At 70.6% G+C, this 23,335-nt stretch carries 19 protein-coding genes; 17 read left to right on the top strand and 2 right to left on the bottom strand.

All coding sequences use genetic code 11. The features are described from left to right. Window positions 1-161: 161 nt before the first annotated feature. The 15 genes from ABZX79_RS12920 (at window position 162) to ABZX79_RS12850 (ending at window position 19,660) form a co-directional block, all read left to right on the top strand. On the top strand, window positions 162-1,055 hold the full coding sequence (locus ABZX79_RS12920; protein WP_355255288.1) for a bifunctional methylenetetrahydrofolate dehydrogenase/methenyltetrahydrofolate cyclohydrolase: 894 nt from the start codon (window positions 162-164) through the stop codon (window positions 1,053-1,055). A 20-nt stretch (window positions 1,056-1,075) separates the two neighbouring features. After that, a complete protein-coding gene (locus ABZX79_RS12915) occupies window positions 1,076-1,702 on the top strand; it encodes a DUF3017 domain-containing protein (protein WP_355255285.1) in 627 nt (208 codons plus the stop codon). A gap of 84 nt (window positions 1,703-1,786) precedes the next feature. Next, window positions 1,787-2,452 (top strand): helix-turn-helix transcriptional regulator, encoded by a 666-nt coding sequence (locus ABZX79_RS12910; RefSeq protein WP_355255282.1) that lies wholly within the window; start codon window positions 1,787-1,789, stop codon window positions 2,450-2,452. 420 nt (window positions 2,453-2,872) lie between these two features. After that, a complete protein-coding gene (locus ABZX79_RS12905) occupies window positions 2,873-4,096 on the top strand; it encodes an XRE family transcriptional regulator (protein WP_355255279.1) in 1,224 nt (407 codons plus the stop codon). A 386-nt stretch (window positions 4,097-4,482) separates the two neighbouring features. Further along, entirely contained in the window at window positions 4,483-5,472 is a 990-nt protein-coding gene (locus ABZX79_RS12900; RefSeq protein WP_355255276.1) for a malate dehydrogenase, read from the top strand. 2,658 nt (window positions 5,473-8,130) lie between these two features. Continuing rightward, window positions 8,131-8,376 carry a helix-turn-helix transcriptional regulator gene (locus tag ABZX79_RS12895; protein WP_138908556.1) on the top strand — a complete coding sequence of 82 codons (246 nt, stop codon included), beginning with the start codon at window positions 8,131-8,133 and terminating at the stop codon, window positions 8,374-8,376. Then, window positions 8,376-8,912: a hypothetical protein gene (locus tag ABZX79_RS12890; RefSeq protein WP_355255271.1), complete on the top strand. Its 537-nt coding sequence runs from the start codon at window positions 8,376-8,378 to the stop codon at window positions 8,910-8,912. Before ABZX79_RS12895 ends, ABZX79_RS12890 begins: the two co-directional genes overlap by 1 nt. Window positions 8,913-9,106: 194 nt before the next feature. After that, complete coding sequence (locus ABZX79_RS12885) at window positions 9,107-10,936, top strand: hypothetical protein (protein WP_355255268.1); 1,830 nt, start codon at window positions 9,107-9,109, stop codon at window positions 10,934-10,936. 103 nt (window positions 10,937-11,039) lie between these two features. Beyond that, window positions 11,040-11,309 (top strand): hypothetical protein, encoded by a 270-nt coding sequence (locus tag ABZX79_RS12880; protein ID WP_355255265.1) that lies wholly within the window; start codon window positions 11,040-11,042, stop codon window positions 11,307-11,309. A 3-nt stretch (window positions 11,310-11,312) separates the two neighbouring features. Continuing rightward, window positions 11,313-12,242 (top strand): serine/arginine repetitive matrix protein 2, encoded by a 930-nt coding sequence (locus ABZX79_RS12875; protein WP_355255262.1) that lies wholly within the window; start codon window positions 11,313-11,315, stop codon window positions 12,240-12,242. A 140-nt stretch (window positions 12,243-12,382) separates the two neighbouring features. After that, window positions 12,383-13,885 carry an aldehyde dehydrogenase family protein gene (locus ABZX79_RS12870; protein ID WP_355255259.1) on the top strand — a complete coding sequence of 501 codons (1,503 nt, stop codon included), beginning with the start codon at window positions 12,383-12,385 and terminating at the stop codon, window positions 13,883-13,885. Between the two features lie 113 nt (window positions 13,886-13,998). Then, a complete protein-coding gene (locus ABZX79_RS12865) occupies window positions 13,999-15,531 on the top strand; it encodes a GMC oxidoreductase (RefSeq protein ID WP_355255256.1) in 1,533 nt (510 codons plus the stop codon). Then, window positions 15,531-16,625, top strand: a complete 1,095-nt coding sequence (locus tag ABZX79_RS12860) for a glycine betaine/L-proline ABC transporter ATP-binding protein (RefSeq protein WP_355255253.1) — start codon at window positions 15,531-15,533, stop codon at window positions 16,623-16,625. Before ABZX79_RS12865 ends, ABZX79_RS12860 begins: the two co-directional genes overlap by 1 nt. Beyond that, window positions 16,622-18,628 carry an ABC transporter permease subunit gene (locus tag ABZX79_RS12855; protein ID WP_355255250.1) on the top strand — a complete coding sequence of 669 codons (2,007 nt, stop codon included), beginning with the start codon at window positions 16,622-16,624 and terminating at the stop codon, window positions 18,626-18,628. Before ABZX79_RS12860 ends, ABZX79_RS12855 begins: the two co-directional genes overlap by 4 nt. Window positions 18,629-18,679: 51 nt before the next feature. Next, window positions 18,680-19,660 (top strand): ABC transporter substrate-binding protein, encoded by a 981-nt coding sequence (locus ABZX79_RS12850; protein ID WP_355255247.1) that lies wholly within the window; start codon window positions 18,680-18,682, stop codon window positions 19,658-19,660. An 81-nt stretch (window positions 19,661-19,741) separates the two neighbouring features. Here ABZX79_RS12850 and ABZX79_RS12845 read toward each other — a convergent pair whose 3' ends face one another. Continuing rightward, on the bottom strand, window positions 19,742-20,230 hold the full coding sequence (locus tag ABZX79_RS12845; protein WP_355255244.1) for a carboxymuconolactone decarboxylase family protein: 489 nt from the start codon (window positions 20,228-20,230) through the stop codon (window positions 19,742-19,744). Window positions 20,231-20,277: 47 nt separating this feature from the next. Between ABZX79_RS12845 and ABZX79_RS12840 the strand changes: the two genes are divergently transcribed. Beyond that, window positions 20,278-21,687 (top strand): PLP-dependent aminotransferase family protein, encoded by a 1,410-nt coding sequence (locus tag ABZX79_RS12840; protein WP_355255241.1) that lies wholly within the window; start codon window positions 20,278-20,280, stop codon window positions 21,685-21,687. A 366-nt stretch (window positions 21,688-22,053) separates the two neighbouring features. Here the strand turns inward: ABZX79_RS12840 and ABZX79_RS12835 are convergent, their stop codons facing one another. After that, window positions 22,054-22,905, bottom strand: a complete 852-nt coding sequence (locus ABZX79_RS12835; RefSeq protein ID WP_355255694.1) for a hypothetical protein — start codon at window positions 22,903-22,905, stop codon at window positions 22,054-22,056. A 127-nt stretch (window positions 22,906-23,032) separates the two neighbouring features. Between ABZX79_RS12835 and ABZX79_RS12830 the strand changes: the two genes are divergently transcribed. Then, window positions 23,033-23,326 (top strand): hypothetical protein, encoded by a 294-nt coding sequence (locus tag ABZX79_RS12830; RefSeq protein WP_355255239.1) that lies wholly within the window; start codon window positions 23,033-23,035, stop codon window positions 23,324-23,326. Window positions 23,327-23,335: the final 9 nt, after the last annotated feature.

The following is a 23,335-nucleotide window of genomic DNA, read 5'->3' as shown; positions in this document are numbered from 1 at the left end:
CAAGCGGTGCCCCCCCGCCGCTGTCCGCGGCACTGCGCCGATCATCGTTGTAGGACACTCGTGCCTTTGTCCAGTCGGTATGCCTATGTGTTGTGCAAGTGCAACCTCGGTCAGGGCGGCCTGATTGGAACCTGGGCGGGTCCATCCGCGAGGATGGGGGCATGACTGCCCAGATTCTCGATGGCAAGGCCACCGCAGCCGCGATCAAGTCCGACCTGACCGCCCGCGTGGCGGCTCTGAAGTCCAAGGGCATCGTCCCCGGACTCGGCACCGTGCTGGTGGGTGACGACCCGGGCAGCAAGTGGTACGTCGCGGGCAAGCACCGCGACTGCGCCCAGGTAGGCATCGCGTCGATCCAGCGCGAACTGCCCGCGACCGCCTCCCAGGAGGAGATCGAGGCAGTCGTACGGGAACTGAACGAGAACCCGGAGTGCACGGGTTACATCGTCCAACTCCCGCTCCCCAAGGGCATCGACACCAACCGGGTCCTGGAGCTGATGGACCCGGCGAAGGACGCCGACGGCCTGCACCCGATGAGCCTCGGCCGGCTCGTGATCGGCGAGCCCGGCCCGCTGCCGTGCACGCCGTACGGCATCGTCCAGCTCCTGCGCCACCACGATGTGGAGATCAAGGGAGCGAACGTCGTGGTCGTCGGCCGCGGCATCACCATCGGCCGCCCGATGCCGCTGGTCCTGACCCGCAAGTCGGAGAACGCGACGGTGACGCAGTGCCACACCGGTACGCGTGACCTGTCCGCGCACCTCCGGCAGGCGGACATCATCATCGCCGCGGCGGGTGTGCCGCACCTGATCAAGCCCGAGGACGTCAAGCCGGGCGCGGCCGTGCTCGACGTGGGCGTCAGCCGGGACGAGGACGGCAAGATCGTCGGCGACGTCCACCCGGGCGTCGCGGAGGTGGCCGGCTGGGTCGCTCCGAACCCGGGCGGTGTCGGCCCGATGACGCGCGCCCAGCTGCTCGTCAACGTCGTCGAGGCGGCGGAGCGCGCGGCCGCCGGCACCGCACACGCCGGCACCGCACACGCCGGCACGAGCTGAGCGGGAAGGAAGCGCCACCGATGGGTGCTGCTACGAGTCCGGACGAACCGGCCGCCACCGGCGACCTCACCGTGGAGGCGGGCGCGCAGGACGCGCGAGCCGCTGCTGACGCTGACGGCGCTGCCGAGGCGCGGGCCGCGGGCCGGACGGGCGAGGCTGGCGCGACGCGTGGGACTGGTGCGACGGGCGACGCGGGTGAGCCCGAACCGTCGGCCAAGGGCGTCGTCAGCGCCCCGGGCCCGGACGGGCCCGTCCGCACCACGCGGCGCTTTCCGCTGTTCACCCGGGACACCGCGCGCCCCGAGGGCGGCGGTCGAGCCGCGTCCGGGGCCGCCCCGGTCCGGCAGTGGCCGTTCCTGGCCGTCCTCGGCACGATCGCGCTCGGGCTGCTGCTCGTGGTGGTCGACGCGTTCGGAATCGGCTTCCGTCTCGGCACGCTGCTGATCGGCCTGGCCCTGATCGCCGGAGCCGTGCTGCGCCGGCTGATCCCGTCCGTGGGCATGCTCGCCGTACGCTCGCGCTTCACCGACATGGCGACGTACGGCCTGCTCGGCACCTCCATCGTGCTGCTCGCACTGATGGCGCAGCCCAAACCGTGGCTGGAGATCCCTTTCCTGGAGGCGGCGATCCGGTTCACGGTGCGGTAAAGCGGCGCCAGGGCAGGCCGTCCGCCCGGTAGCCGCGTTGCCGCGTTGACCCCCGTCCGGAGCGGGCAGCAAGATGTCCGGACGATGAGAAGCGATCAGATCGTGACCCTCCGGGGCGAACAGGAGCTCGTCCGCCGGGCCGGCGATCTCTTCGCCGGCGCACGGCAGGAGTTTCTGTGCGCCGCCGCGGATCCCTTCACCTGGTCGGCCGGGGTCAACGCCGCGTTCGCCGGGGGCAAGCGGCCGCCGCTGACGCCGGGCGGCCTGTCGATGCGCAAGCTCTACACCCCTCAGGCGCTGTCCGACGCCGAGGCCGAGCGCCGTCTCCTGCGGATCGCCGCCTCCGGCGCGCAGATCCGGATCTGCGTCGCGCCGCTCGCCCACGAGGCGATCGTCATCGACCGGCGGATCGCGATCCTGGCCGGAGCGCCGGTCCGCGGCACCCGGACGTACACGGTGGTCCGGTCGCCGGACGTGGTCGACGGCGTCAGGTCGCTGTTCAGCGCCGCCTGGGAGACCGCCGGCGACCTGGCCGGCTATGTGGGCGCGAGGCCGCCCGTACTCAGCGAGCAGGCCCGCGAGATCCTGCGCATGCTCAGTGCCGGATACACCGACGAGACGGCGTGCCGCCGCTTGGGCGTGTCGCTGCGTACGTACCGCAGACGCGTCGCCGAACTCATGGTGACGCTCGGCGCCACCTCAAGGTTCCAAGCGGGTGTACGCGCCCGGGAGTTCGACGGCGGCGTCTGAGGGCCGGCCGTCCGGCCGTCCGGCCATTCCGTACGTGACGGCGCCCGTCCTCTCCCCCGAGGGAGGACGGGCGCCGACACGGTTTTCAGCGTCCGGGACGGGCCAATCGCGATCAAGGGGTGCCGGGGCCCTGTGGCATGGAGGTGACCATTCCGCCACGGCCCGATCACCGCGCAACAGCGGGGTTACGGATCGCGCCGGGCCACTGCGATGGGACACTGTTCCCGGGAATCGGGAGGGGGCGCGCGAGGGGGGCACGCCGGACTGCCGAATGCTCCCGTGCGCTCCTGGCCCAGGAACTGACATCCTGGCTTCGCGCATCCCTCTGGGTAGTCCGGACACGGACCGCGGAGGGTTGTGGCAGGGGGACACGAGAGCACGGGGCACATCAGGCACGTACGGGGGGACAAGGGGGAAGCAATGCCTCGTTGGAAAGCTCTACCGGAGGAGCTCGATCCACAGGTCAAGGAGTTCGCGAGCCAGCTGCGCCGGCTGGTTGACCGCAGTGGGCTCAGCATCGCGGCGGTGGCGGACCGGACCGGCTACAGCAAGACGTCCTGGGAGCGCTACCTGAACGGCCGGCTGCTCGCGCCCAAGGGCGCGGTCGTCGCACTGGCCGATGTGACCGGTACGAACACGAACCACCTGACCACCATGTGGGAGCTCGCGGAACGCGCCTGGAGCCGTTCCGAGATGCGCCACGACATGACCATGGAAGCGATACGGATCTCGCAGGCGCGGGCCGCCCTGGGTGAGTTCGGCCAGCCGTCGGCGACGCCGTCGTCGCCCGCCAAGGGCGGCGGCCGGCCGGGCCGGCGCACGACCACGGACCCGTCCGCTCCGGCGGCGGGCGCGGGCGCGGGAGCGGGCTTCGCCGGTACGGGCATGGGGCCCGGGGCGGGCTCCATCGGTACGGGACCGGGCGCTGTGGGGAACGGTGCGGGCAATGGTGCGGGCAACGGTGCGCGTGGAGGTGTGGGGGCTTCCGGCGCGGGAGGTCGTACGCCGACGGACGCGCCGCCGCAGGGCTTCGGCATATCCCCGCAGCAGGGCGGCAGGGGAGCGGGACCGGGACCGGGTTCGAGCGCGAGTTCGGTCCCCGGGTCTCCGGACGGTCGGCGCAGGCGCAGGAAGGTCACGATGTTCCTCGCGGGCGTCGTGGGCGCGCTCCTGGTGATAGCGGCCGCCGTACTGCTGACCGACCTCGGTGGTGGCAAGGACAAGGACCCCGTCGCGGAGAAGAAGCCGACGGCCGGACCGACCACTTCGGCTCCCGAGCTGCCCGTCGGAGTCGAATGCTTCGGCGACAAGTGCACCGGGCAGGACCCGGAGGCCATGGGCTGCGGCGGTGAGTTCGCCAAGACGACGTCCAGCGCGACCGTGGGCACCGCATTCGTCGAGGTCCGCTACAGCAAGACGTGCGGGGCGGCGTGGGCTCGTATCACCCAGGCGACAGTGGGCGACAAGGTGCAGATCGCCTCGGGCGCCGAGACCGGCCAGGGCGGGAAGCCGAAGGACCAGAACGGCTTGGTCGACGCGGACAAGGACGCGTACACCCCAATGGTCGCCGTCACCAAGGCCGCTGACGCGAAGGCGTGCGCGACTCTCGCGTCCGGTGTGAAGGGCTGCACGACGCAGGAGTAGCCGGGAAGAGCCGGGGCGGGGACAGCCGGGGACAGCCGGGGACAGCCGGGGACAGCCGGGGACAGCCGGCCAAGAATAGGGGAATGCCCGCGCCCGGACGGGGAAGGCGCAAGATATCCCCCCACGGGTGTCCAGCACCCACCCCGGTGGTCGGCCGCCCGCGCACCCCCCTCCAGCGCGGGCGGCCGCCCGCGTTCGGGGGGTATGTGCGGCGCACCACACGGGGTCGGGAGACCGGCGCTCCCGGGGTCCGATAGCCTGACCGCTGGATATCTCTTCACGTCAAGATTCAGAGGCCGCCAACGGCGTCGGGGTCAGGGCGTGTCGGTGATATCCAGCAACGAGGGGCAGGGACCCCCACCGCCAGCTGTCTTACGGAGATCGCCATGACCCGCACTCCCGTGAATGTCACCGTCACCGGCGCGGCCGGCCAGATCGGTTACGCGCTGCTCTTCCGCATCGCTTCCGGCCACCTGCTCGGCGCGGATGTGCCGGTCAAGCTGCGTCTCCTGGAAATCCCGCAGGGCCTGAAGGCCGCCGAGGGCACCGCCATGGAGCTCGACGACTGCGCCTTCCCGCTGCTCCAGGGCATCGAGATCACCGACGACCCGAACGTCGGCTTCGACGGCGCGAACGTCGCGCTGCTCGTCGGCGCCCGCCCGCGCACGAAGGGCATGGAGCGCGGCGACCTGCTGTCCGCCAACGGCGGCATCTTCAAGCCGCAGGGCAAGGCCATCAACGACAACGCCGCGGACGACATCAAGGTCCTCGTCGTCGGCAACCCGGCCAACACGAATGCGCTCATCGCGCAGGCGGCGGCCCCGGACGTACCGGCGGAGCGCTTCACCGCGATGACGCGCCTGGACCACAACCGTGCGCTGTCGCAGCTCGCGAAGAAGACCGGCTCCACGGTCGCCGACATCAAGCGCCTCACCATTTGGGGCAACCACTCGGCGACGCAGTACCCGGACATCTTCCACGCGGAGATCGCGGGCAAGAACGCGGCCGAGGTCGTCAACGACGAGAAGTGGCTGGCCGACACCTTCATCCCGACCGTCGCCAAGCGCGGCGCGGCGATCATCGAGGCGCGCGGGGCGTCCTCGGCCGCGTCGGCCGCGAACGCGGCCATCGACCACGTCCACACGTGGGTGAACGGCACGGCGGTCGGCGACTGGACGTCGATGGGTATCCCGTCGGACGGTTCGTACGGCGTCCCGGAGGGCCTCATCTCCTCCTTCCCGGTCACCTGCAAGGACGGCAAGTACGAGATCGTCCAGGGCCTGGACATCAACGAGTTCTCCCGTACGCGCATCGACGCGTCGGTGCAGGAGCTCAAGGAAGAGCGCGACGCGGTGCGCGAGCTCGGCCTGATCTAAGGCGCGTGCCCAGCGCGTGCTGACACGCGCCCCACGCGACAACGCCCACGCCCCCGGTAGCCGATGGACTCGGCCGCCGGGGGCGTTGGCGTCACACCCTTTGCTTCTGGGGGTCGGGCCGTCCCGAGCGCTCGAGTGTCGGTGGGCCGTGACGGCGCGTCAAGGGCGCTCCCTACGGTCGCGTCGCTGCGCGAGAGCCCTTCGGGCTCCCCTTGACCCGCCGCCCCGGCCCACCGCTAACGCTTATACGGGGACGGCCCAAGAAAAAACGCCCTGCACGGGAGCTGGGGGATGGGCGCGGCCCGGCTCGGTGGCTTGCGGGTGAGTGGGTGGGGCGCGGCAGGTTGAGGGGGCGGTGCGGCCCCAGCCTCAGCGACTGCGGAAACGGCCGCTGGCGGGGCATCCCCATTCCCACGCACACGAGCACCCACGTGGGCGGACGGCCGACCGACCGGGTCGACGTGCGGACTCATGTCGGCGCGGGTGGGGCGCGACAGTTGCATGGGGTGACTCGGGTGGGTGTGGCGTCCGCCCCGTCCGGTGGTCGGTTGGGCCGCAAGCAGGTTGCTGGTGTGGGTGGGTGGAGGGGCACCCAGGGGCGGGGCGTCCTTCTGACGGCCCGGCCGGACGGTCTGGCCGGACGAGCGACCGGGCCCGCAGGTCGGCTCGACACTCACGGCGAAGCCGATAGGGGCTCGAACGTTTCGGCGCGCCCAGTAGAGGTGGCGGACGTTCTCGGCCCTACCGGTGGGGCAGTCGTTACTCCGGGCCGGACAGATGGGGCAAGCTCCCAGCCGAGCCGGATGGGACGAACCCAGCACATGACACACAGACGCACCCCTTTCGCCCCGCTATCGACCCATGGGGGAGGCCTCGCAGTGCGTCATGTGCGGGGTTCGTCGCACGCCAACGGCCCGGCGCATCCAGCCCAGCGGAAGACAGCTCCCGAGGGCCACCACCGGTGGGGCGGACTCGGCCGCCCCAGGGAGCGTGGTCACGGCGGACCGGTGGGCGAGTGAGCCTGAGGAGACGGACTGGCGGGCGCGACGAACGCCCTGCTTGTGTGAGGCTGATGCGGCGGTACATCGGCCACTCCGCCCAGCAATGGCCGACGGCGGCAGCCCCGCCTTCGTCGCTACAACGGCCCTTTCCGGGGGCGCGGAACGCGATGAACCCGGCACATGGCGAGTCCGAACACCCCTCCAACCCCACCAGTCCCAGCCGTATCGTTGTGACGGCTCACGGCCATCGGCCGGCCGAGATGCCCATTCCGACGCAGTCTTCTGGCCCTTGATGAGGTTCGGTCGCTCCAGCGAGCCAGCCCGGGACCCGAACGCAACTAACCCAACACTTGATGAATCCCAACACCCCTCTAACCTCACCGGTCTCAGCCGTATCGCTCGCGGCCATCACGGAACCGTTTCGACCCGCGTCAGCCCCACGCGCATCGCGCGGCCGACTCGCTGGAGTGGCTTGTGCGGCTGATAAGGTGGCGTGACCGCTCACAGGCCGTCGGCCCGGGGCGTGACGGGAGCGGGACGCTCGGCGGACTCGGACACGGCAGCCGAGAAGGCCATTCCAACGCAGTCTGGGCTCAAGAAGCGCCCGAGCTGCCACCCTTGGCGGTGTGCGGTCGCACCGGCAGCCCGGTTCCGGGCTCGGAACGCGACGAACCCAACACATGGCGAATCCCAGCACCCCTCCAGTCCCACCCATCTCAGCCGTATCGCTTCCAGCCATCACGGGAGCGTTTCCACCCGTAGGCGGGAAGGGTGGCGAGGCTGAACGGACGACGGTTGGGGCGGCCGGTGGGGCAGGTGGCGGTGGGGTGGCGGGGCATCGGAGTGGCCGGGGGGAGTTCGGTTGGCGGTCCCGCCGTCGTCGTTGGTGGGGCTCGGTCGTCTCAACCGACGGATCGTGGCCCTTGAGCGCTATTAACCCGGCACTTGATGAGCCTCAACACCCCTCCAGCCCCACCTGCCTCAGTGGTATCGCTTCCCGCCTCACGGGCGCGTTTCGACCCACACCTGTGGCTCGGACGCCATCACCACCCACTCACACCAGCAACGTGCTTGCGGTCCAACCGGCCACTGGCCGGGGTGGACGCCACACCTGCCCGAGTCGCCCCATTCAACTCGTGCGCCCCGCCTGCGGACCGGCCGGTCCGCAGGTCGGCCGGAGAGGTCGGCCGTCCACCTGGGCGGGTGCTCGTGTGCGTGGGAATGGGGATGGTGCACCAACGGCCGTTCCCGCAGTCGCTGAGCCTGGGGCCGAGCCGCCCCCTAGACGTGGTGCGCCCCACTCACCGAGCCCGTCGGCCGGCAGCGACACGCCAGCCACTAGCCGGAGTTTCCCCGTGGGCTCCCCCCGGGGGCCGCCCCCCAGAAGCATTGCGGCGGAGGTTCGGCGGTCAAGGGTGTAGCGGAGCGGAATCGCCGTAGGCGACGCGACGTAGGAGCGCCCTTGAGGGGCGGGGCTCCGGCGCCACACTTACATGTGGCGGCCCCCATCGCAGATGCGATCAACGCCACGGGCCGTCCGAAGCTCCCGCCGCCCAGCAAGCGCAGCCGCTGGCCTCCCCCTCAGCCTCATCCCCTGGCCCTGGTACAGCCGCCTGTCAGCTTGCAGGTCTCCATCGCTATGTAGTACTTCTTATACATGAGCGAGCAGGTGCACAACAGGCTGGCGATGGTTCGGGCTGAGCGTGGGGTGTCGCGGCAGGCGTTGGCTGAGGCTGTCGGGGCGCACTATCAGACCGTCGGGTACATCGAGCGCGGGCAGTACAACCCGAGCCTCGATCTCGCCCTGAAGATCGCCGAGTTCTTCGAGCTGCCGGTGGAGGCGCTGTTCTCCCTCCGGCCGTTCCGGCCGCTCACCGACGAGGTCTACGGGAGGAAGCAGTAGTGATTACGACCGCAGGGCAGGAGCAGGGGCAGGCAGCAGGGAAGGTCACTCGGTACGACCAGCGCATGTTCGCGCTGATGAACCGGGAAGAAGGTGCCGCCCTTCACGCCACAGCCGTACGCCGTCGGCTCTTCGTCGGCGCGCACATCCTCATGACCGTCGCCTCGGTGGCGTGCTGGAACGTCGTGGTCTTCGGGGAGAGGCAAGTGTGGGCCCTCGTCGCCATGCTGGCCCTGCTGCTGCCCTGGTGTTTCGTGACCGGCGTCCTCAACAGCACCACCCGCGGCCTGCTCGAACTGCGCGGCCGCGTACTCGACGAGCGGCAGCTCGCCGACCGTGACCGGGCCCGTGCCCGCGCGCACCGGCTGACCTCCGGGCTGCTGCTGGCCGCCGTCCTCGGGGTCGGTGCGGCCGGCTGGATCGGCGACGTACAGGTCGAGGGGCTGATCGCGCCCGTGCTGGTCGCCGTCCTGGCCGCGCACTGGCTGATGCCGTTGTGGGTCGCCGGTCTGATGGTGCGGGACGAGCCCAGCTAGCCCAGCTAGCCCAGCGAGCGCGATGAGGGTCCCGGGGGAATTGAGCCGCACCGCTCCCTCCGCGGGTGAGCTGTCGGGGCGCGTGCGGTGGTGATCGAAACGCGTCGCCTCACGCGTCTCCGTACGTTTAGAATGTCACCCCTTTCCACTCGAACTCTCCTCCGCTCAAGGGGCGTTCGCACAGTGAAAGGGCCATGGTGCCTCAGACCGCCTTACCCACCCAGCCCCAGCCCGGCGGCCAGGACGATCTGCGCGGGAGAGATCCCGTGGCGCCCGCCGCCAGTGAGGCGACCCGGCTGCTGTGCGCCGGGGTGTATCTCGACGACGGTTATCGGGACGCGGTGATCGATGAGCTGTACGTCCACGAGGAGCGCATCGCCGCCCCGTCGTACGGCTTCGACGCCGCCCGCGTTCTCGCCCACGCCTTGCGAGCCCGCCGTACCGAACTCGCCTGGGCCGCCGGGGTGGTGGCGCTGTGGGTTCTCGCCGTCCCGCTGACCGGCGGCATGTTCGTCATGCTCATGGGCCCGTGCCTCATGCTCAGCCTCTCCGGGTGGCTCAGAGGAAGCAGCGCGCAGCCGCCGCTGTACCGACTGGTCCCGGCATTTCTGCTGCGCTGGTACGGGCGCATTGTGCTGGCCTTCGTCGTCGTGGGTCTGATCTCCGTCGCCTTCGGCTCGGACGACTCCGACGATTCCGGGTACAGCGGCGGGTACGGAGGCGAGTACAGCGAAGGCGGCGGGTTCGGCGGGTACGGGGACTCCAGCCCGTTCGGGTCTTCGGACTCCTTCGGTATCGAGGATCTTTTCAGCTCCGTCGGGTCCGACCTGCCCCTCGGCAGCGCCGGCACCGCCTGGGGAATCCTCGCGCTGTTCGCCGTCCTTACCGCCGTCGTGGCGATCCGGCGCGGGCAGTTCGCCCGGATCCTGACCAGCGAACTCTCCCCTCAGCAGTTCCCCAACCACGCGGCCGACCCCGCCGAACGCGGTACAGGGCTGCGTTTCGGCCGGCTCGCGCAGTACATCCGGGTCGAGCAGCACGCACCCCTGGTCATGTACAACGCCTCGCAGCCTTTCTGCGGCGCGGGCAGTCCGTATCAGCCGTGGAATCTCTCCGTCGAGCTCCGTCCGCGCAAGGACAGCACCCCCGAGGCGATCGACAACGCCAAGATCATCAACCGCATCGTCCCGCTGGTCGAGGCGCTGCGCGTCCCCTCGCCGCACGGATCGCCGCGGCTCGCGGCCGCCGTGCGCGACCGGCTGCGCGAGCTCCGGACCGACGAGTGCGTCTTCCTGCCGGTCGCCGGGCTCACCCGGCGCGACCAGGCGCCGTACGACTCCACGGGGTTCGAGGCCCACCGGAGCGGTTCCGTGGAGGAGGGCGGCGAGAGCCGTCGGCACTTCCTGCGGATCCGGGTGGGGGGCTGGAGCGAGGAGGTTGTCGTCACGGTCTTCGTACGGGTCCACACCCAGGGCGGCATGCTCATGCTGGAGGTGGCGCCGCATGTGCTGTTGCCCGTACGGCAGTTGTTCCAGGATGCCGATCGGATCGCCCACCGGCACCGCAACAACAACTGGTTCGGCAAGACCGTCTGGGCCCTCACCCACACACCCCGCTCGTTCGGAACCGCGCTCGGGACGCTGGGCCGTGGCGCCATCAGCGGGTGGAAGATGCTCACCGGCGGGAACGGCGGCGCGCTGCCGGACGGGCCCGCGCGGTCGGTACGTGAGCTTGGTTCCGACGGGGACGCGTCGCTGTTCCAGGACATGGACATCAACCGCTACTTGAAGAGCGTCCAGGACCGGGTGACCGGCGGGGTGCGGCTGGCGCTGCACGAAGCGGGCTGGCAGACCGACGAGTTCGAGCAGAAGATCGTGAACGTCGGGTCGGGCGGGGTCTTCATCGAGTCAGCACACGGAAGTGCCATTGGGATTGGGGATGGGAACAGCGTCACTAACAACAACAGCAACAACAGCAGCAGCAGTGCAGGGAAAGATGGGGGAGCGCACCGTGGGAAAGCCTGATGAGCAGCCGTCGGTCCACGTCGGGACCGTGAACAACAGTGCCATTGGTATTGGGAATGGGAACACTGTCACCAATACCAATACCCATACGAATGTCGGCGCCGTGCCGTCCCGGGATCCGGCGCAGGAGGAGCTGCTGCTCGCCGTACGGGAGCTCCGGGCCGACCTTGACCGGCTGCTCGCCACCGAGACCACCACCGTCCTCGACGCCGAGCTCGTCTCCACCGCGGAGGAGATCGAGGCCGCGGGCCAGGCCACTCCCGGGCGCCTCGCCCGGCTGCGCGACGCGCTCACCGCGGCGGGCCCGAGTGTGGAGGTCCTGGCGTCGGGAGCCGCCGCCGTGGCCGCGGTCGGCGCACTGCTGGGAGGCTGAGCGATGGCTGGGCCGTACTGGAACGATGAGGCGCAGCGCTGGGAGAGCGGTGAGGAGGGGCGGCCCCTTCCCCACACCCCACAGTCTCCGCCGCTGCCGCCCCTGCCGTCGATACCGCCGCCGCCGTCGCATGATTCGCTCGCCCCGGCCTACGTGCCTCCGGCGTACGATCCCGGCGCCGGCGCGCGTTCCTTACGGGGCCGGATTTCGCCGCTCGCCGCCGGGGCCGCGGTCGTCGTCCTGGCGCTGAGCGCGGCGACCGTGTGGTTCACCGTGGGGAATGGCCGCGGCGATCAGGGGCGTACGGGGGCGGAAGGGCCGCAGACGGCCGTTCAGTCAACGGAAGGTACGGCCTACAGCCCCCCTTCCGGCGAGACCACCGCGGAGGAGTCCGTTACGCCGGATGCGACAGATGCGACAGATGCGACGGGTGCGCCGGACGTGACGGATACGCCGGACGCGACCGATGCCGCGCAGGTGCCCGCCGGATACCGGCTGGTGGAGGACCCCGAGGGCTTCTCCATCGCCGTCCCCGACGACTGGCAGCGCAGCCTGGAGAAGGAGCGTGTCTTCTACCGGACGGCCGACCGGGCCTCGCTCGTGCAGATCTTCCGGGTCACCGAGGTGGGCATGACCCCCGGTGAGGCGGTGCGCCTGGCATCCGGCGGGCTGCGGGACGGCACCGAGGGTTACGAGGAGATCAGCGTGGGCCCGGTGGACGGCGCCGTCAACGAGAGCATGTCCGCCGAGCTGGTCTACGAGTACGACAGCGAGGAGAGCGGCGGGCGCCGCAGGGGCGTCGAGCGCGTCTTCCGTGTCGACAGCGGTGACCTGTGGGCCGTGCTGGTCGCGGCGCCTGCCGATGAGTGGCCGCTACAGCGGAAGATCATCGGCACGGCGATCGAACACTTCAAACCGAATGACAGGTTCTGACCGGTTTTGCTCCATAACGGTCGTGATGCAGGGCACTTTCGGCCACCTATTGCGCATGGTTCCCGGCCCCGGGGGGAGGGCTCCCGGTTGCCGGTCTCTTTACCGGCGGAACATATCGGGAACGGAAGGCGAAACGCGACGTGTCGGTACAACAGACCATCCATGTGGGCGGGAAGTGGCAGGCAGCCGCTTCCGGCGCCACGCGCGAGATCATCGACCCCGCGGACGCCAAGCCCTTCGCCGTCATCGCCGAGGGCGGTGCCGCGGACGTCGATGCCGCCGTGGCGGCGGCCCGTACGGCATTCGACACGGGCGAATGGCCCCGTACCCCGGTGGCCGAGCGGGCCGCGCTGCTGCGGCGCGTCGGTGAGCTGCTCCAGCGGGACCGCGAGGAGATCGCGCTCCTCGAAAGCCGTGACGCGGGGAAGACGCTGGAGGAGGGCCGGGTCGACGTCGACTGTGTGACCGACGCCTTCCGGTACTTCGCGGACCTCGTCATCAATGAGGGCGGCGGGCGGGTGGTCGACGCCGGTTCGCCCGAGATCCACAGCGTCGTCGTGCACGAGCCGGTCGGTGTCTGTGCGCTCATCGCGCCGTGGAACTATCCGCTGCTCCAGGCCAGCTGGAAGATCGCCCCGGCCCTGGCCGCGGGCAACACCTTCGTGATCAAGCCGAGCGAGATCACACCGCTGACGACGGTCGCGCTCATCGAGCTGCTCGTCGAGGCGGGCCTGCCGGCCGGAGTCGCCAACCTCGTGACCGGCGCGGGCGACCCCGTGGGGGCCCGGATGTCCGAGCACCCCGACGTCGACCTCGTGTCGTTCACGGGCGGTCTCGCCAGCGGTACGAAGGTGATGCAGGCGGCGGCGGTCACCGTCAAGAAGGTCGCGCTGGAGCTGGGCGGGAAGAACCCCAACGTCGTCTTCGCCGATGCCTGCGCGACTGAGGAAGGGTTCGACACCGCCGTCGATCAGGCGCTGAACGCCGCGTTCATCCACAGCGGCCAGGTCTGCTCGGCCGGCTCCCGGCTCATCATCGAGGAGTCGGTACGGGAACGGTTCGTCGCCGAGCTCGCCCGCCGGGCCGCGAAGATCCGGCTCGGGCGCGGGACAGAGGACGGTGTGGAGTGCGGGCCGCTCGTCTCCGCTCAGCAGCTGGCGAAGACGGAGATGTACGTCGCGTCCGCGCTGAAGGAGGGCGCGGTGCTGCGCTCCGGCGGTGCGCGGCCCGAGGCCTCCGACGTACGGCCGGCCGAAGGGTACTTCTACGCGCCGACGGTTCTCGACCAGTGCCACCGCGAGATGCGCGTCGTACGGGAAGAGGTCTTCGGGCCCGTCCTGACGGTGGAGACCTTCCGTACCGAGGACGAGGCCGTCGCCCTCGCCAATGACACCGAGTACGGGCTGGCCGGTGGGGTGTGGACGGCCGACGCCGGGCGCGCGAGGCGGGTGGCGGGGCGGTTGCGGCACGGGACCGTGTGGATCAACGACTTCCACCCCTACCTGCCGCAGGCGGAGTGGGGCGGGTTCGGCAAGTCGGGCGTCGGGCGTGAGCTGGGCCCGTCCGGGCTGGCCGAGTATCGCGAGGCGAAGCACATCTACCAGAACTTGGACCCCCGTCCGGTGCGCTGGTTCGCGGGCTGAGGGTTTTCCCCTCCCCTCCCCTGCCCGGCCCTGGGCTCCGCCCCAGACCCCGGTTCTCGCGCGCCGGACGGGCTGAATTTTTCCGTGGTTGCACAAAAGAGGAGCAGTAACCCATGCCTGTATACGACTACGTCGTCGTCGGCGGCGGCACCGCTGGTTCGGTGATCGCGTCCCGGCTCACCGAGGACCCGTCCGTTCGCGTCGCCGTGATCGAGGGCGGCCCCTCCGACGTCGACCGCCCGGACGTACTCACGCTGCGCCGCTGGATGGGCCTGCTCGGCGGTGAGCTCGATTACGACTACCCCACCACCGAGCAGCCGCGCGGCAACTCCCACATCCGGCACAGCCGCGCCCGTGTCCTGGGCGGCTGTTCCTCGCACAACACCCTCATCGCCTTCCAGCCGCTGCCGTCCGACTGGGACGAGTGGGCGGCCGCCGGGGCCGAGGGGTGGGACGCCGCGGCCATGGGACCGTACTTCCACAAGCTTCGCAACAACATCGTTCCGGTCGACGAGAAGGACCGGAACGCCATCGCCCGCGACTTCGTCGACGCGGCGCAGGACGCCATCGGCGTACCGCGCGTGGAAGGGTTCAACAAGGAGCCGTTCCACGAGGGTGTCGGCTTCTTCGACCTCGCCTACCACCCCGAGAACAACAAGCGCTCGTCCGCGTCCGTCGCGTACCTGCACCCCTTCCTCGACCGGCCGAACCTCCACATCATGCTGGAGAGCTGGGCGTACAAGCTGGAGCTGGAAGGGACGCGGGCGACCGGTGTCCGGGTCCGGACCAAGGACGGGGAAGAGGTTCTCGTCGAGGCGAGCCGCGAAGTGCTGGTGTGCGCCGGCGCCGTGGACACCCCGCGGCTGCTGATGCACTCCGGTATCGGTCCGAAGGCCGACCTCGAAGCGCTCGGGATTCCCGTCGTGCTCGACCTCCCCGGCGTGGGTGAGAACCTGCTCGACCATCCCGAGTCGGTCATCGTCTGGGAGACGGACGGGCCGATCCCCAAGAACTCGGCGATGGACTCCGACGCGGGGCTCTTCGTGCGAAGGGACCCGGAGAGCCGCGGGCCCGACCTGATGTTCCACTTTTATCAGATTCCGTTTACGGACAATCCGGAACGGCTCGGGTACGAGCGGCCCGCGCACGGTGTGTCGATGACCCCGAACATCCCCAAGCCGCGCAGCCGCGGTCGGCTCTTCCTGACCAGCGCCGATCCGGCTGTCAAGCCCTCGTTGGATTTCCGTTACTTCACGGACCCCGAGGACTACGACGGCCGTACGCTCGTCGACGGCATCCGCATCGCCCGCGAGATCGCCAAGTCCGAGCCGCTGGCCAAGTGGCTCAAGCGCGAGGTCTGCCCCGGGCCCGACGTCACCACCGACGAGGACATCAGCGAGTACGCCCGCAAGGTCGCGCACACCGTGTACCACCCGGCGGGCACCTGCCGGATGGGTGCCTCCTGGGACGAACTTGCCGTAGTGTCGCCGGACTTGAAAATCCGTGGCCTCGAAGGCATCCGTATCGCCGACGCATCCGTCTTCCCCACGATGCCCGCAGTGAACCCGATGATCGGGGTCCTGATGGTCGGGGAGAAGTGCGCCGAACTGCTTGCCTCAACAACTGCACCGGGAGGTGATGCGTGATGACCGACAACCACACCACCACGAAGACTGACGACCCCGCCGCCGCCGAACCGGTTTTCTCCGTACAGAACTTGTGGAAGGTCTTCGGGCCCAAGGCCGAGCGAATACCCGCCAACGCGGACTGCGCCGAACTGTCCGCCGAAGAGCTGCGGGCCCGCACCGGCTGTACCGCCGCCGTGCGCGACGTCTCCTTTGACGTACACAAGGGCGAGGTCTTCGTCGTCATGGGGCTCTCGGGCTCCGGCAAGTCGACCCTCGTACGCTGCCTGACCCGCCTCATCGAGCCGACCTCCGGCGCCATCGCCATCGACGGCGAGGACGTCCTGTCCATGGACAAGTCGCGGCTGCGCGAACTGCGCCGGCACCGCGCCTCCATGGTCTTCCAGCACTTCGGTCTGCTGCCGCACCGGTCCGTCATCGACAACGTCGCCTATGGGCTCGAAATCCAGGGCATGGGGCGGGCCGAGCGGCGCGCGAAGGCCGCCGAGGTCGTCGAGAAGGTCGGCCTGGCAGGGATGGGAGAGCGTCGGCCGAGTCAGCTCTCCGGTGGGCAGCAGCAGCGTGTCGGGCTCGCCCGCGCCCTCGCCGTCGACCCCGAAGTGCTGCTCTTCGACGAGCCGTTCAGCGCGCTCGACCCGCTGATCCGCCGCGACATGCAGGAAGAAGTCATCCGCCTGCACCGCGAAGAGGGCCGCACCATGGTCTTCATCACGCACGACCTGAGCGAGGCGCTGCGGCTCGGCGACCGGATCGCGCTGATGCGCGACGGCCGGATCGTGCAGCTCGGCACCCCTGAGGAGATCGTCGGCGCGCCCGCCGACGACTACGTGCGGGACTTCGTGCGTGACGTACCGCGCGAGCAGGTCATGACCGTACGCACGGCCATGCGGCCCGCCGAGATGGGCGAGGCCGAGACCGGCGCTTCCGTGTCCCCCGATGCCACCGTCTCGGCCGCCATCGAGGCCGTCGCCCGCACCGGCGAGCCCGCCCGCGTCATGGAGGGCGGGCGCTGCATCGGCGTCGTCGACCACCAGGGGCTGCTCGCGGTCGTCGCGGGCATCGGGCCCTCGAACCCGAAGGCGGTTGCCGCATGACGGCGGCCGTCACCACACCCCCGAAGAAGACCGTGGCGCCCACCCCCGGCCGGTTCGGCGCTCTCGTACGTCACCGCACCGGGCGCAAACTGCTGCCGCTCGCCGTCGCCGCGTTCGTGCTCGTACCGCTCGGGGTCATGCTGTGGGGCGGCGGCAGCTGGCCCGCCGCCCTGACCGTCGACATCTCCGGGCCGCTCGACGACGCCAACGAATGGGTCATCGACAACCGCGAGACGCACCCCCTCTTCCTCTACTTCCTGCTGCATCTCTCCAACACCGCCACCGACGCCGTCAACGCCGTCTACAACGGGCTGGACGCGCTCGGCTGGGCCGGATTCGCCGTGATGGCTGTCCTCTTCGCCTGGCGCGCCGCCGGGCTCGACCGGCGCGGCGCGAAGACGGCGGGCATCGCCGTCGGCGTGTTCGCCGTGTGCGGGGTGCTCGGGATGTGGGACGCCACGCTGCTCACCATCGCGCTGATGGTCGTGGCTGTCGGGTGCGCGTCTGTGTTGGGGATTGTGCTGGGGCTCGCGGCCGGGCTGTCCGACCGTTTCCACCGGATGCTGCGGCCGGTGCTCGACACCATGCAGGTCATGCCGGCGTTCGCGTACCTGCTGCCGTTCGTGCTCGTCTTCGGCACCGGTACGCCCGCCGCCCTCTTCTGTACGGTCATCTACGCCGCACCGCCGATGGCCCGCCTCACGGCGCTCGGCCTGCGCGGCGCCGACGCCGGTGTCCTGGAGGCCTCGGCCTCGCTCGGCGCCAGCGGCCCGCAGCGGCTGTGGACGGCGCGGCTGCCGCTCGCGCGCAAGGAAATGCTGCTCGGCCTCAACCAGACGATCATGATGGCGCTGTCGATGGTCGTCATCGCGGCGCTCGTCGGCGCGGGCGGGCTGGGAGAAGAGGTCTACTCGGCTCTCTCCACGGTCGACGTCGGCAAGGCGCTCGCGGCCGGCATCCCGATCGTGCTGATCGCGGTCTGGCTGGACCGTACGACCGCGGCGGCGGGGATGCGCATCGGCACGTCCGTGCCGGGCGGCTCGCGGCTGCTGCACGGGTGGCGTGCCTGGGCGCTGGTCGCCGTCGTCACCGCGGCCGCCGCCGCGGCCGGGCGGGCGCTGCTGACGCAGACCTGGCCGGAAGCCTGGACGTACGACATCTCCACGCCCGTCAACAAGGCGCAGGACTGGATCACGGAGCACTTCGCTTCCGGCATCCCGGTCCTCGGCGGCACCGAGGTGTGGTCGGAGACCTTCACGCTGTGGGTGCTCAACCCGCTGCGTGACGGGCTGGTGTGGCTGCCCTGGTGGGCGCTGCTGCTGCTCGTCGCCGGGCTGGCGTGGCTGGTGGGGTCGTGGGCGACCGCGGTCACCTCCACGCTCGCGATGGGCGCCATCGGCGTACTCGGCGTATGGACGAAGTCCCTCGACACGCTGTCCCAAGTCATCGCGGCCCTGTTCGTGACGCTGCTGCTGGGCTTCGCGCTCGGGATCGCGGCGGCGCGGGCGGGGCGCTTCGAACGGTGGATGCGGCCGGTGCTCGACGCCATGCAGACGATGCCGCAGTTCGTGTACCTGATCCCGGTGGTCGCGCTCTTCGGCGTCACCCGCGCGTCCGCGATCATCGCGGCCGTGGTGTACGCCCTGCCCGCCGTCGTCCGCATCACCACCCAGGGGATCCGGGAAGTCGACCCGTCCGCCCTGGAGGCCTCGCGCTCCATGGGCGCCGGCTCCTGGCAGCAACTCCGCCAGGTCCAGCTCCCGCTGGCCCGCCCGGCGCTCCAGCTCGCCGTCAACCAGGGCGTGGTGCTTGTGCTCGCCGTGGTCGTCGTCGGCGCCCTCGTCGGCGGTGGAGCGCTTGGTTACGACGTGGTCAAGGGCCTCTCGCGCGGCGAGATGGGTGTCGGCATGACGGCCGGCGCCGCGATCGTCTGCCTCGGGCTCGTACTCGACCGGCTCACTCAGCCGGGCGCGGGCCGCTCGCGCGGCCGTAACGACAGCTGACACCCCCTTCTTACTCACTCCTGCCAGACAGAGAAGAGAGTCATCCTCACCATGCGCATGAATATGAATTCGCGAAATGCCCGAATAGCCCGCACGGCCACCGCTTCCGCCGCCGTCCTCGGCCTGCTCGCCCTCAGCGGGTGCGGCGCGGCCAAGACCGGCAAGAGCGACGAGGCCGGCGACAAGAAGACCGTGAAGCTGACCGTCCCGTCGTGGGTCGGCGCCCAGGCCAACACCGCGGTCGCGGCGTACCTCCTGGAGAAGGAGCTCGGCTACACCGTCAAGACCCAGCAGATGGGCGAGGTCCTCGCGTGGGACGCGCTGTCGAAGGGCGACATCGACGGGATCCTTGAGGACTGGGGCCACCCCAAGGAGGAGAAGCAGTACGTCGACACCAAGAAGACCGTCGTCAAGGGCGGCGACCTCGGTGTCACCGGGCACATCGGCTGGTTCGTACCGAAGTACTTCGCGGACAAGCGCCCGGACGTCACGGACTGGAAGAACCTCAACAAGTACGCCGACGAGTTCAAGACCGCGGAGAGCGGTGACAAGGGCGAGATCCTCGAAGGGTCGCCCGACTACGTCACCAACGACGACGCGATCATCAAGAACCTGAAGCTGAACCTGAAGACGAACTACTCGGGTTCCGAGGCCAGCCAGATCACGGCCATGAAGAAGTACGCCAAGGCGAAGAAGCCGTTCCTGACGTACTGGTGGACGCCGCAGTGGCTGAACGCCGAGATCGACATGGTCGAGGTCAAGCTGCCCGAGTACAAGGAAGGCTGCGACGCCGACCCGAAGAAGGTCGCCTGCGCCTACCCGAACACTCCGCTGCAGAAGTTCTTCAACGCGGACTTCGCGAAGAACGGCGGCAAGGCGGCGGAGTTCCTGAAGAACTTCAAGTGGACGACCGAGCAGCAGAACGAGGTCGCCCTGATGATCGCGGACGAGAAGCTGTCGCCCGAGGCCGCGGCCGAGAAGTGGGTCAAGGCGAACGAGTCGACGTGGAAGACCTGGATTCCGAAGAAGTAGACGGCAGGTGAGGTTTGGCGAGGGGCCCGCTGGGATGGATGGCAGCGGGCCCCTCGCCACGTGTACGTGCCGGTGGCCTTGTCAGTGCTTGAAGGCGCCGGGGGTGTAGTGGCCGGGGACCATGCGGGTGGTCACGGCGAAGCGGTTCCAGGCGTTGATGACCGTGATCACGGCGGTCAGGTGGGCCAGTTGGGTGTCGTCGAAGTGCTTGGCGGCCCTCTCCCACACCTCGTCGGGGACGAATCCGTCCGTCAGGACGGTCACCGCTTCGGTGAGTTCCAGTGCGGCGGCTTCCTGCTCCGTGTAGAAGTGCCGGGATTCCTCCCAGGCGGCGAGCTGGATGATCCGCTCGATCGTCTCGCCGGCGGCCAGCGCGTCCTTGGTGTGCATGTCGAGGCAGAAGGCGCAGTGGTTGATCTGTGACGCGCGGATCTTGACCAGCTCGACCAGGAACGGGTCGAGGCCCTTCTTGGCCGCGGCGTCGACCGTGACCATGGCCTTGTAGACCTCGGGCGCCAGCTTGGCCATCTCCAGGCGGGGGGTGTGTTCGGGGGCCTTGTCTATCGTCATGGGGACGACGCTACGGGGCTGACGGCCCACCGGTATGGTCCATTTCCGTGACGGATTCATGGGCAACTTACGGTGTTGACCTGCATGTGGAGCTGGGTGGTTCCGGGCTGCGCACGGGCCTGATGAAGGCTCTGCGGGAAGCCGTCCGTACGGGCAGGCTGGCCCCCGGGACGCGGCTGCCGTCCTCGCGTTCGCTCGCCGTCGACCTGGGCGTCGCCCGTAACACCGTCGCCGACGCGTACGCCGAACTGGTCGCCGAGGGCTGGCTCACGGCCCGGCAGGGGTCGGGCACGCGGGTCGCGCAGCGGGCCGTGGCCGCGCCGCGCAAGGCCGGGCAGCCCGCTGGCGTGACGCGGCACAGTGCGCGGCGTAAACCGGCGTACACCCTCATGCCCGGGGCCCCGGACCTCGCCTCCTTTCCGCGTGCCGAGTGGTTGAAGGCGGCCAGGCGCGCGCTGACCGCCGCGCCGCACGAGGCCTTCGGGTACGGCGATCCGCGCGGGCGCGTCGAGTTGCGTACCGCCGTCGCGGAGTACCTGGCGCGGGCGCGCGGCGTGCGGGCCACGGCGGACCGCGTCGTCATCTGCTCCGGGTTCGTGCACGGGCTGATGCTGATCGCGAAGGTGCTGAGGCAGCGGCGCGTACGGGAGGTGGCGGTGGAGTCGTACGGTCTCCACTTCCACCGGGACCTGCTCACGGAGGCCGGGCTGCGCACCCCGGCGCTCGGGTTCGACGGGCACGGATCGCGCACGGGGGAGCTGGCGGAGCTGCGGGGGGCGGGGGCGGTGCTGCTGACGCCGGCTCACCAGTTCCCGATCGGGGTCGCTCTGCGTCCGGACCGGCGCGCGGCGGCCGTCGACTGGGCGCGGGGTACGGGCGGGCTGATCCTGGAGGACGACTACGACGGGGAGTTCCGTTACGACCGGCAGCCGGTCGGCGCCCTTCAGGGACTCGACTCCGAGCGTGTGGTCTACCTGGGGACCGCGAGCAAGTCGCTGGCGCCGGGGCTGCGGCTGGCCTGGATGGTGCTGCCGGAGTCACTGGTGGAGGAGGTGGCGGCGGCGAAGGGGGTGGTCGACTGGGTGTCGAGCGCGCTGGACCAGCTGACTCTCGCGGAGTTCATGGGCTCGGGGGCGTACGACCGTCATGTGCGCTCGATGCGGCTGCGCTACCGGCGGCGGCGCGACCAGTTGGTGGCGGCGCTCGCGGAACGGGCTCCGGACGTACGGGTGACGGGGATCGCGGCGGGGCTGCACGCGGTGGTCGAACTGCCGGCGGGCACGGAACGGTCCGTGGTGCAGGCGGCGGCGTGGCAGGGGCTCGCGCTGGACGGCGTGGGCAGCTTCCGGCATCCGTCGGCGGAGCGGGACCGGGACGCGCTGGTGGTCGGGTACGCGACGCCGCCGGACAGTGCGTGGGCGGGGGCGCTGGACGCGCTGTGCCGGGCGCTGCCGTGACGGCCGGTGGGGGAGGGGGGTGCCCCGGCCGGACGGGGGGACCGACCGGGGCGGTGCGTGGGCGGCCACCTTTCGGCGGCAGCACTCCACGCATGGGTGAACGATAAACCACTGGGGGCGGGTTGGTGCGCGGGGGGTGTCCGGGGGTCCTTTTCCTCCCCCGCTCCGAAGGGAACGCGCGTCGCGCTCCCGCGCCCACGCGCTCCCGCCCACGCGCCGCCCGCGTCCACGCGTTCCCGCGCCGCCCGCGCCCATGCGCCGCCCGCGCCCATGCGCCGCCCGCGCCCATGCGCTCCCGCGCCCATGCGCTCCCGCGCCCATGCGCTCCCGCTCCGCGCCGCCCGTAAGGCTGTTCCCCAGCGCCTCCTACGGCGCGTCGGCCGGCCCCGCCGCGGCGGCGATCGCCGGGGGTTCGCCGAAGCGGGCCAGGGCCAGCGCGCCCGCCACCGCCACCGCGAAGCCCACGGCCGCCGGGATCACCAGGCCCTCCCGCGTACGGTCGCCGAGCCACACGACACCCACCACGGCCGGGCCGATCGTCTCGCCGACCACCATGCCCGCCGTCGCCGTGGTCACCGAGCCGCGCTGCAACGCCGACGTGAGGAGCAGGAACGCCGTGCCGCCGCCCAGCAGCAGCGCGTACACGGCCGGATTGGCGACGAGCGCCGACGGCGCCAGGTCGTCGAGCAGCCGCACCGAGACCGACACCACCCCGAAGCCGGTGCCCGCGCCGAAGCCCAGGACCAGGGCGCGGGCCCGGCCCGGCAGGCGGCCCGCCACCGCGCCCACGAGCAGCACGGCGAAGGCGACGCCGAGCATGGCGTACCGCAGGGCGGGCGAGCCCTCGCTCCCGCCCTCCGCGCCGACGGACAGCCCGAGCATCGCCAGGCCCGCGCAGACCACGGTCACCGCCGCCCACTCCGTACCCCGCAGGCGGACCTTCAGCACGCGGGCGGCGAGCACGGCGGTGACGGCCAGGCTCGCCGCCTGGGCCGCCTCGACGGCGTAGATCGGGATGGTGAGCAGGGCGACGATCTGGAGCGTGAAGCTGAGGCCGTAGAGGGCGAGAGCGGCGACGTACCGCCACTGACGCAGGGCGCGCAACATCAGCGCTACGTCGACTCCGCTGCCGGTGCCGAGCTGCGCGGCGCGGGTGCCGACGGCCTGGAGCACGGCGGCCGTACCGATGCAGACCGCCGAAGAGAGCGCGCAGATCATCCCAAGGAGCACAAACCGACTCTAGAGGGGTGGAGATCGTGCACCGGGTTCCGGCGGCCGGAGCGGGCCATCTAGTCTGTCGGACGGTCTGGAGAATCTGTTCGAACGACGGGGGAGGGGCCGGAACATGGCGGCACGACGGCGCAAACTGAGGTCAGGCACGGTCCTGCTCGGCGGCATGGGCGTGCTCGCGGCGACGCTCACCGCCTGCGGCTCGGAGCCGGACCGGCGGTGCGTGGACCCGGTCACCCAGGAAGTACTGCCCGACTACGAGTGCGAGGACGACGACGGCTCCAGCAGTTCCGGCCGGTACTACTACGGCGGCAGCGTCAGCAGCGGCAAGGTCACGGACGGCAGCTTCGACAAGTCCGCGGTCGACCGGGGCGGCTTCGGCTCCGGCTCCGGCTCCGGCGGCGGCTGACGGACCGGA

The organism is Streptomyces sp. NPDC002994 (assembly GCF_040611155.1).
Lineage (GTDB): Bacteria > Actinomycetota > Actinomycetes > Streptomycetales > Streptomycetaceae > Streptomyces.
The sequence above is the reverse complement of the archived record's forward strand: the minus strand, read 5'-3'. Positions and strand labels throughout refer to the sequence as shown.

Coding starts and splice junctions, on each gene's coding strand:
- ABZX79_RS12920 (WP_355255288.1), top strand. CDS start 162: ATGACTGCCCAGATTCTCGATGGCAAGGCCACCGCAGCCGCGATCAAG.
- ABZX79_RS12915 (WP_355255285.1), top strand. CDS start 1,076: ATGGGTGCTGCTACGAGTCCGGACGAACCGGCCGCCACCGGCGACCTC.
- ABZX79_RS12910 (WP_355255282.1), top strand. CDS start 1,787: ATGAGAAGCGATCAGATCGTGACCCTCCGGGGCGAACAGGAGCTCGTC.
- ABZX79_RS12905 (WP_355255279.1), top strand. CDS start 2,873: ATGCCTCGTTGGAAAGCTCTACCGGAGGAGCTCGATCCACAGGTCAAG.
- ABZX79_RS12900 (WP_355255276.1), top strand. CDS start 4,483: ATGACCCGCACTCCCGTGAATGTCACCGTCACCGGCGCGGCCGGCCAG.
- ABZX79_RS12895 (WP_138908556.1), top strand. CDS start 8,131: ATGAGCGAGCAGGTGCACAACAGGCTGGCGATGGTTCGGGCTGAGCGT.
- ABZX79_RS12885 (WP_355255268.1), top strand. CDS start 9,107: ATGGTGCCTCAGACCGCCTTACCCACCCAGCCCCAGCCCGGCGGCCAG.
- ABZX79_RS12875 (WP_355255262.1), top strand. CDS start 11,313: ATGGCTGGGCCGTACTGGAACGATGAGGCGCAGCGCTGGGAGAGCGGT.
- ABZX79_RS12865 (WP_355255256.1), top strand. CDS start 13,999: ATGCCTGTATACGACTACGTCGTCGTCGGCGGCGGCACCGCTGGTTCG.
- ABZX79_RS12860 (WP_355255253.1), top strand. CDS start 15,531: ATGACCGACAACCACACCACCACGAAGACTGACGACCCCGCCGCCGCC.
- ABZX79_RS12855 (WP_355255250.1), top strand. CDS start 16,622: ATGACGGCGGCCGTCACCACACCCCCGAAGAAGACCGTGGCGCCCACC.
- ABZX79_RS12850 (WP_355255247.1), top strand. CDS start 18,680: ATGCGCATGAATATGAATTCGCGAAATGCCCGAATAGCCCGCACGGCC.
- ABZX79_RS12845 (WP_355255244.1), bottom strand. CDS start 20,230: ATGACGATAGACAAGGCCCCCGAACACACCCCCCGCCTGGAGATGGCC.
- ABZX79_RS12835 (WP_355255694.1), bottom strand. CDS start 22,905: ATGATCTGCGCGCTCTCTTCGGCGGTCTGCATCGGTACGGCCGCCGTG.
- ABZX79_RS12830 (WP_355255239.1), top strand. CDS start 23,033: ATGGCGGCACGACGGCGCAAACTGAGGTCAGGCACGGTCCTGCTCGGC.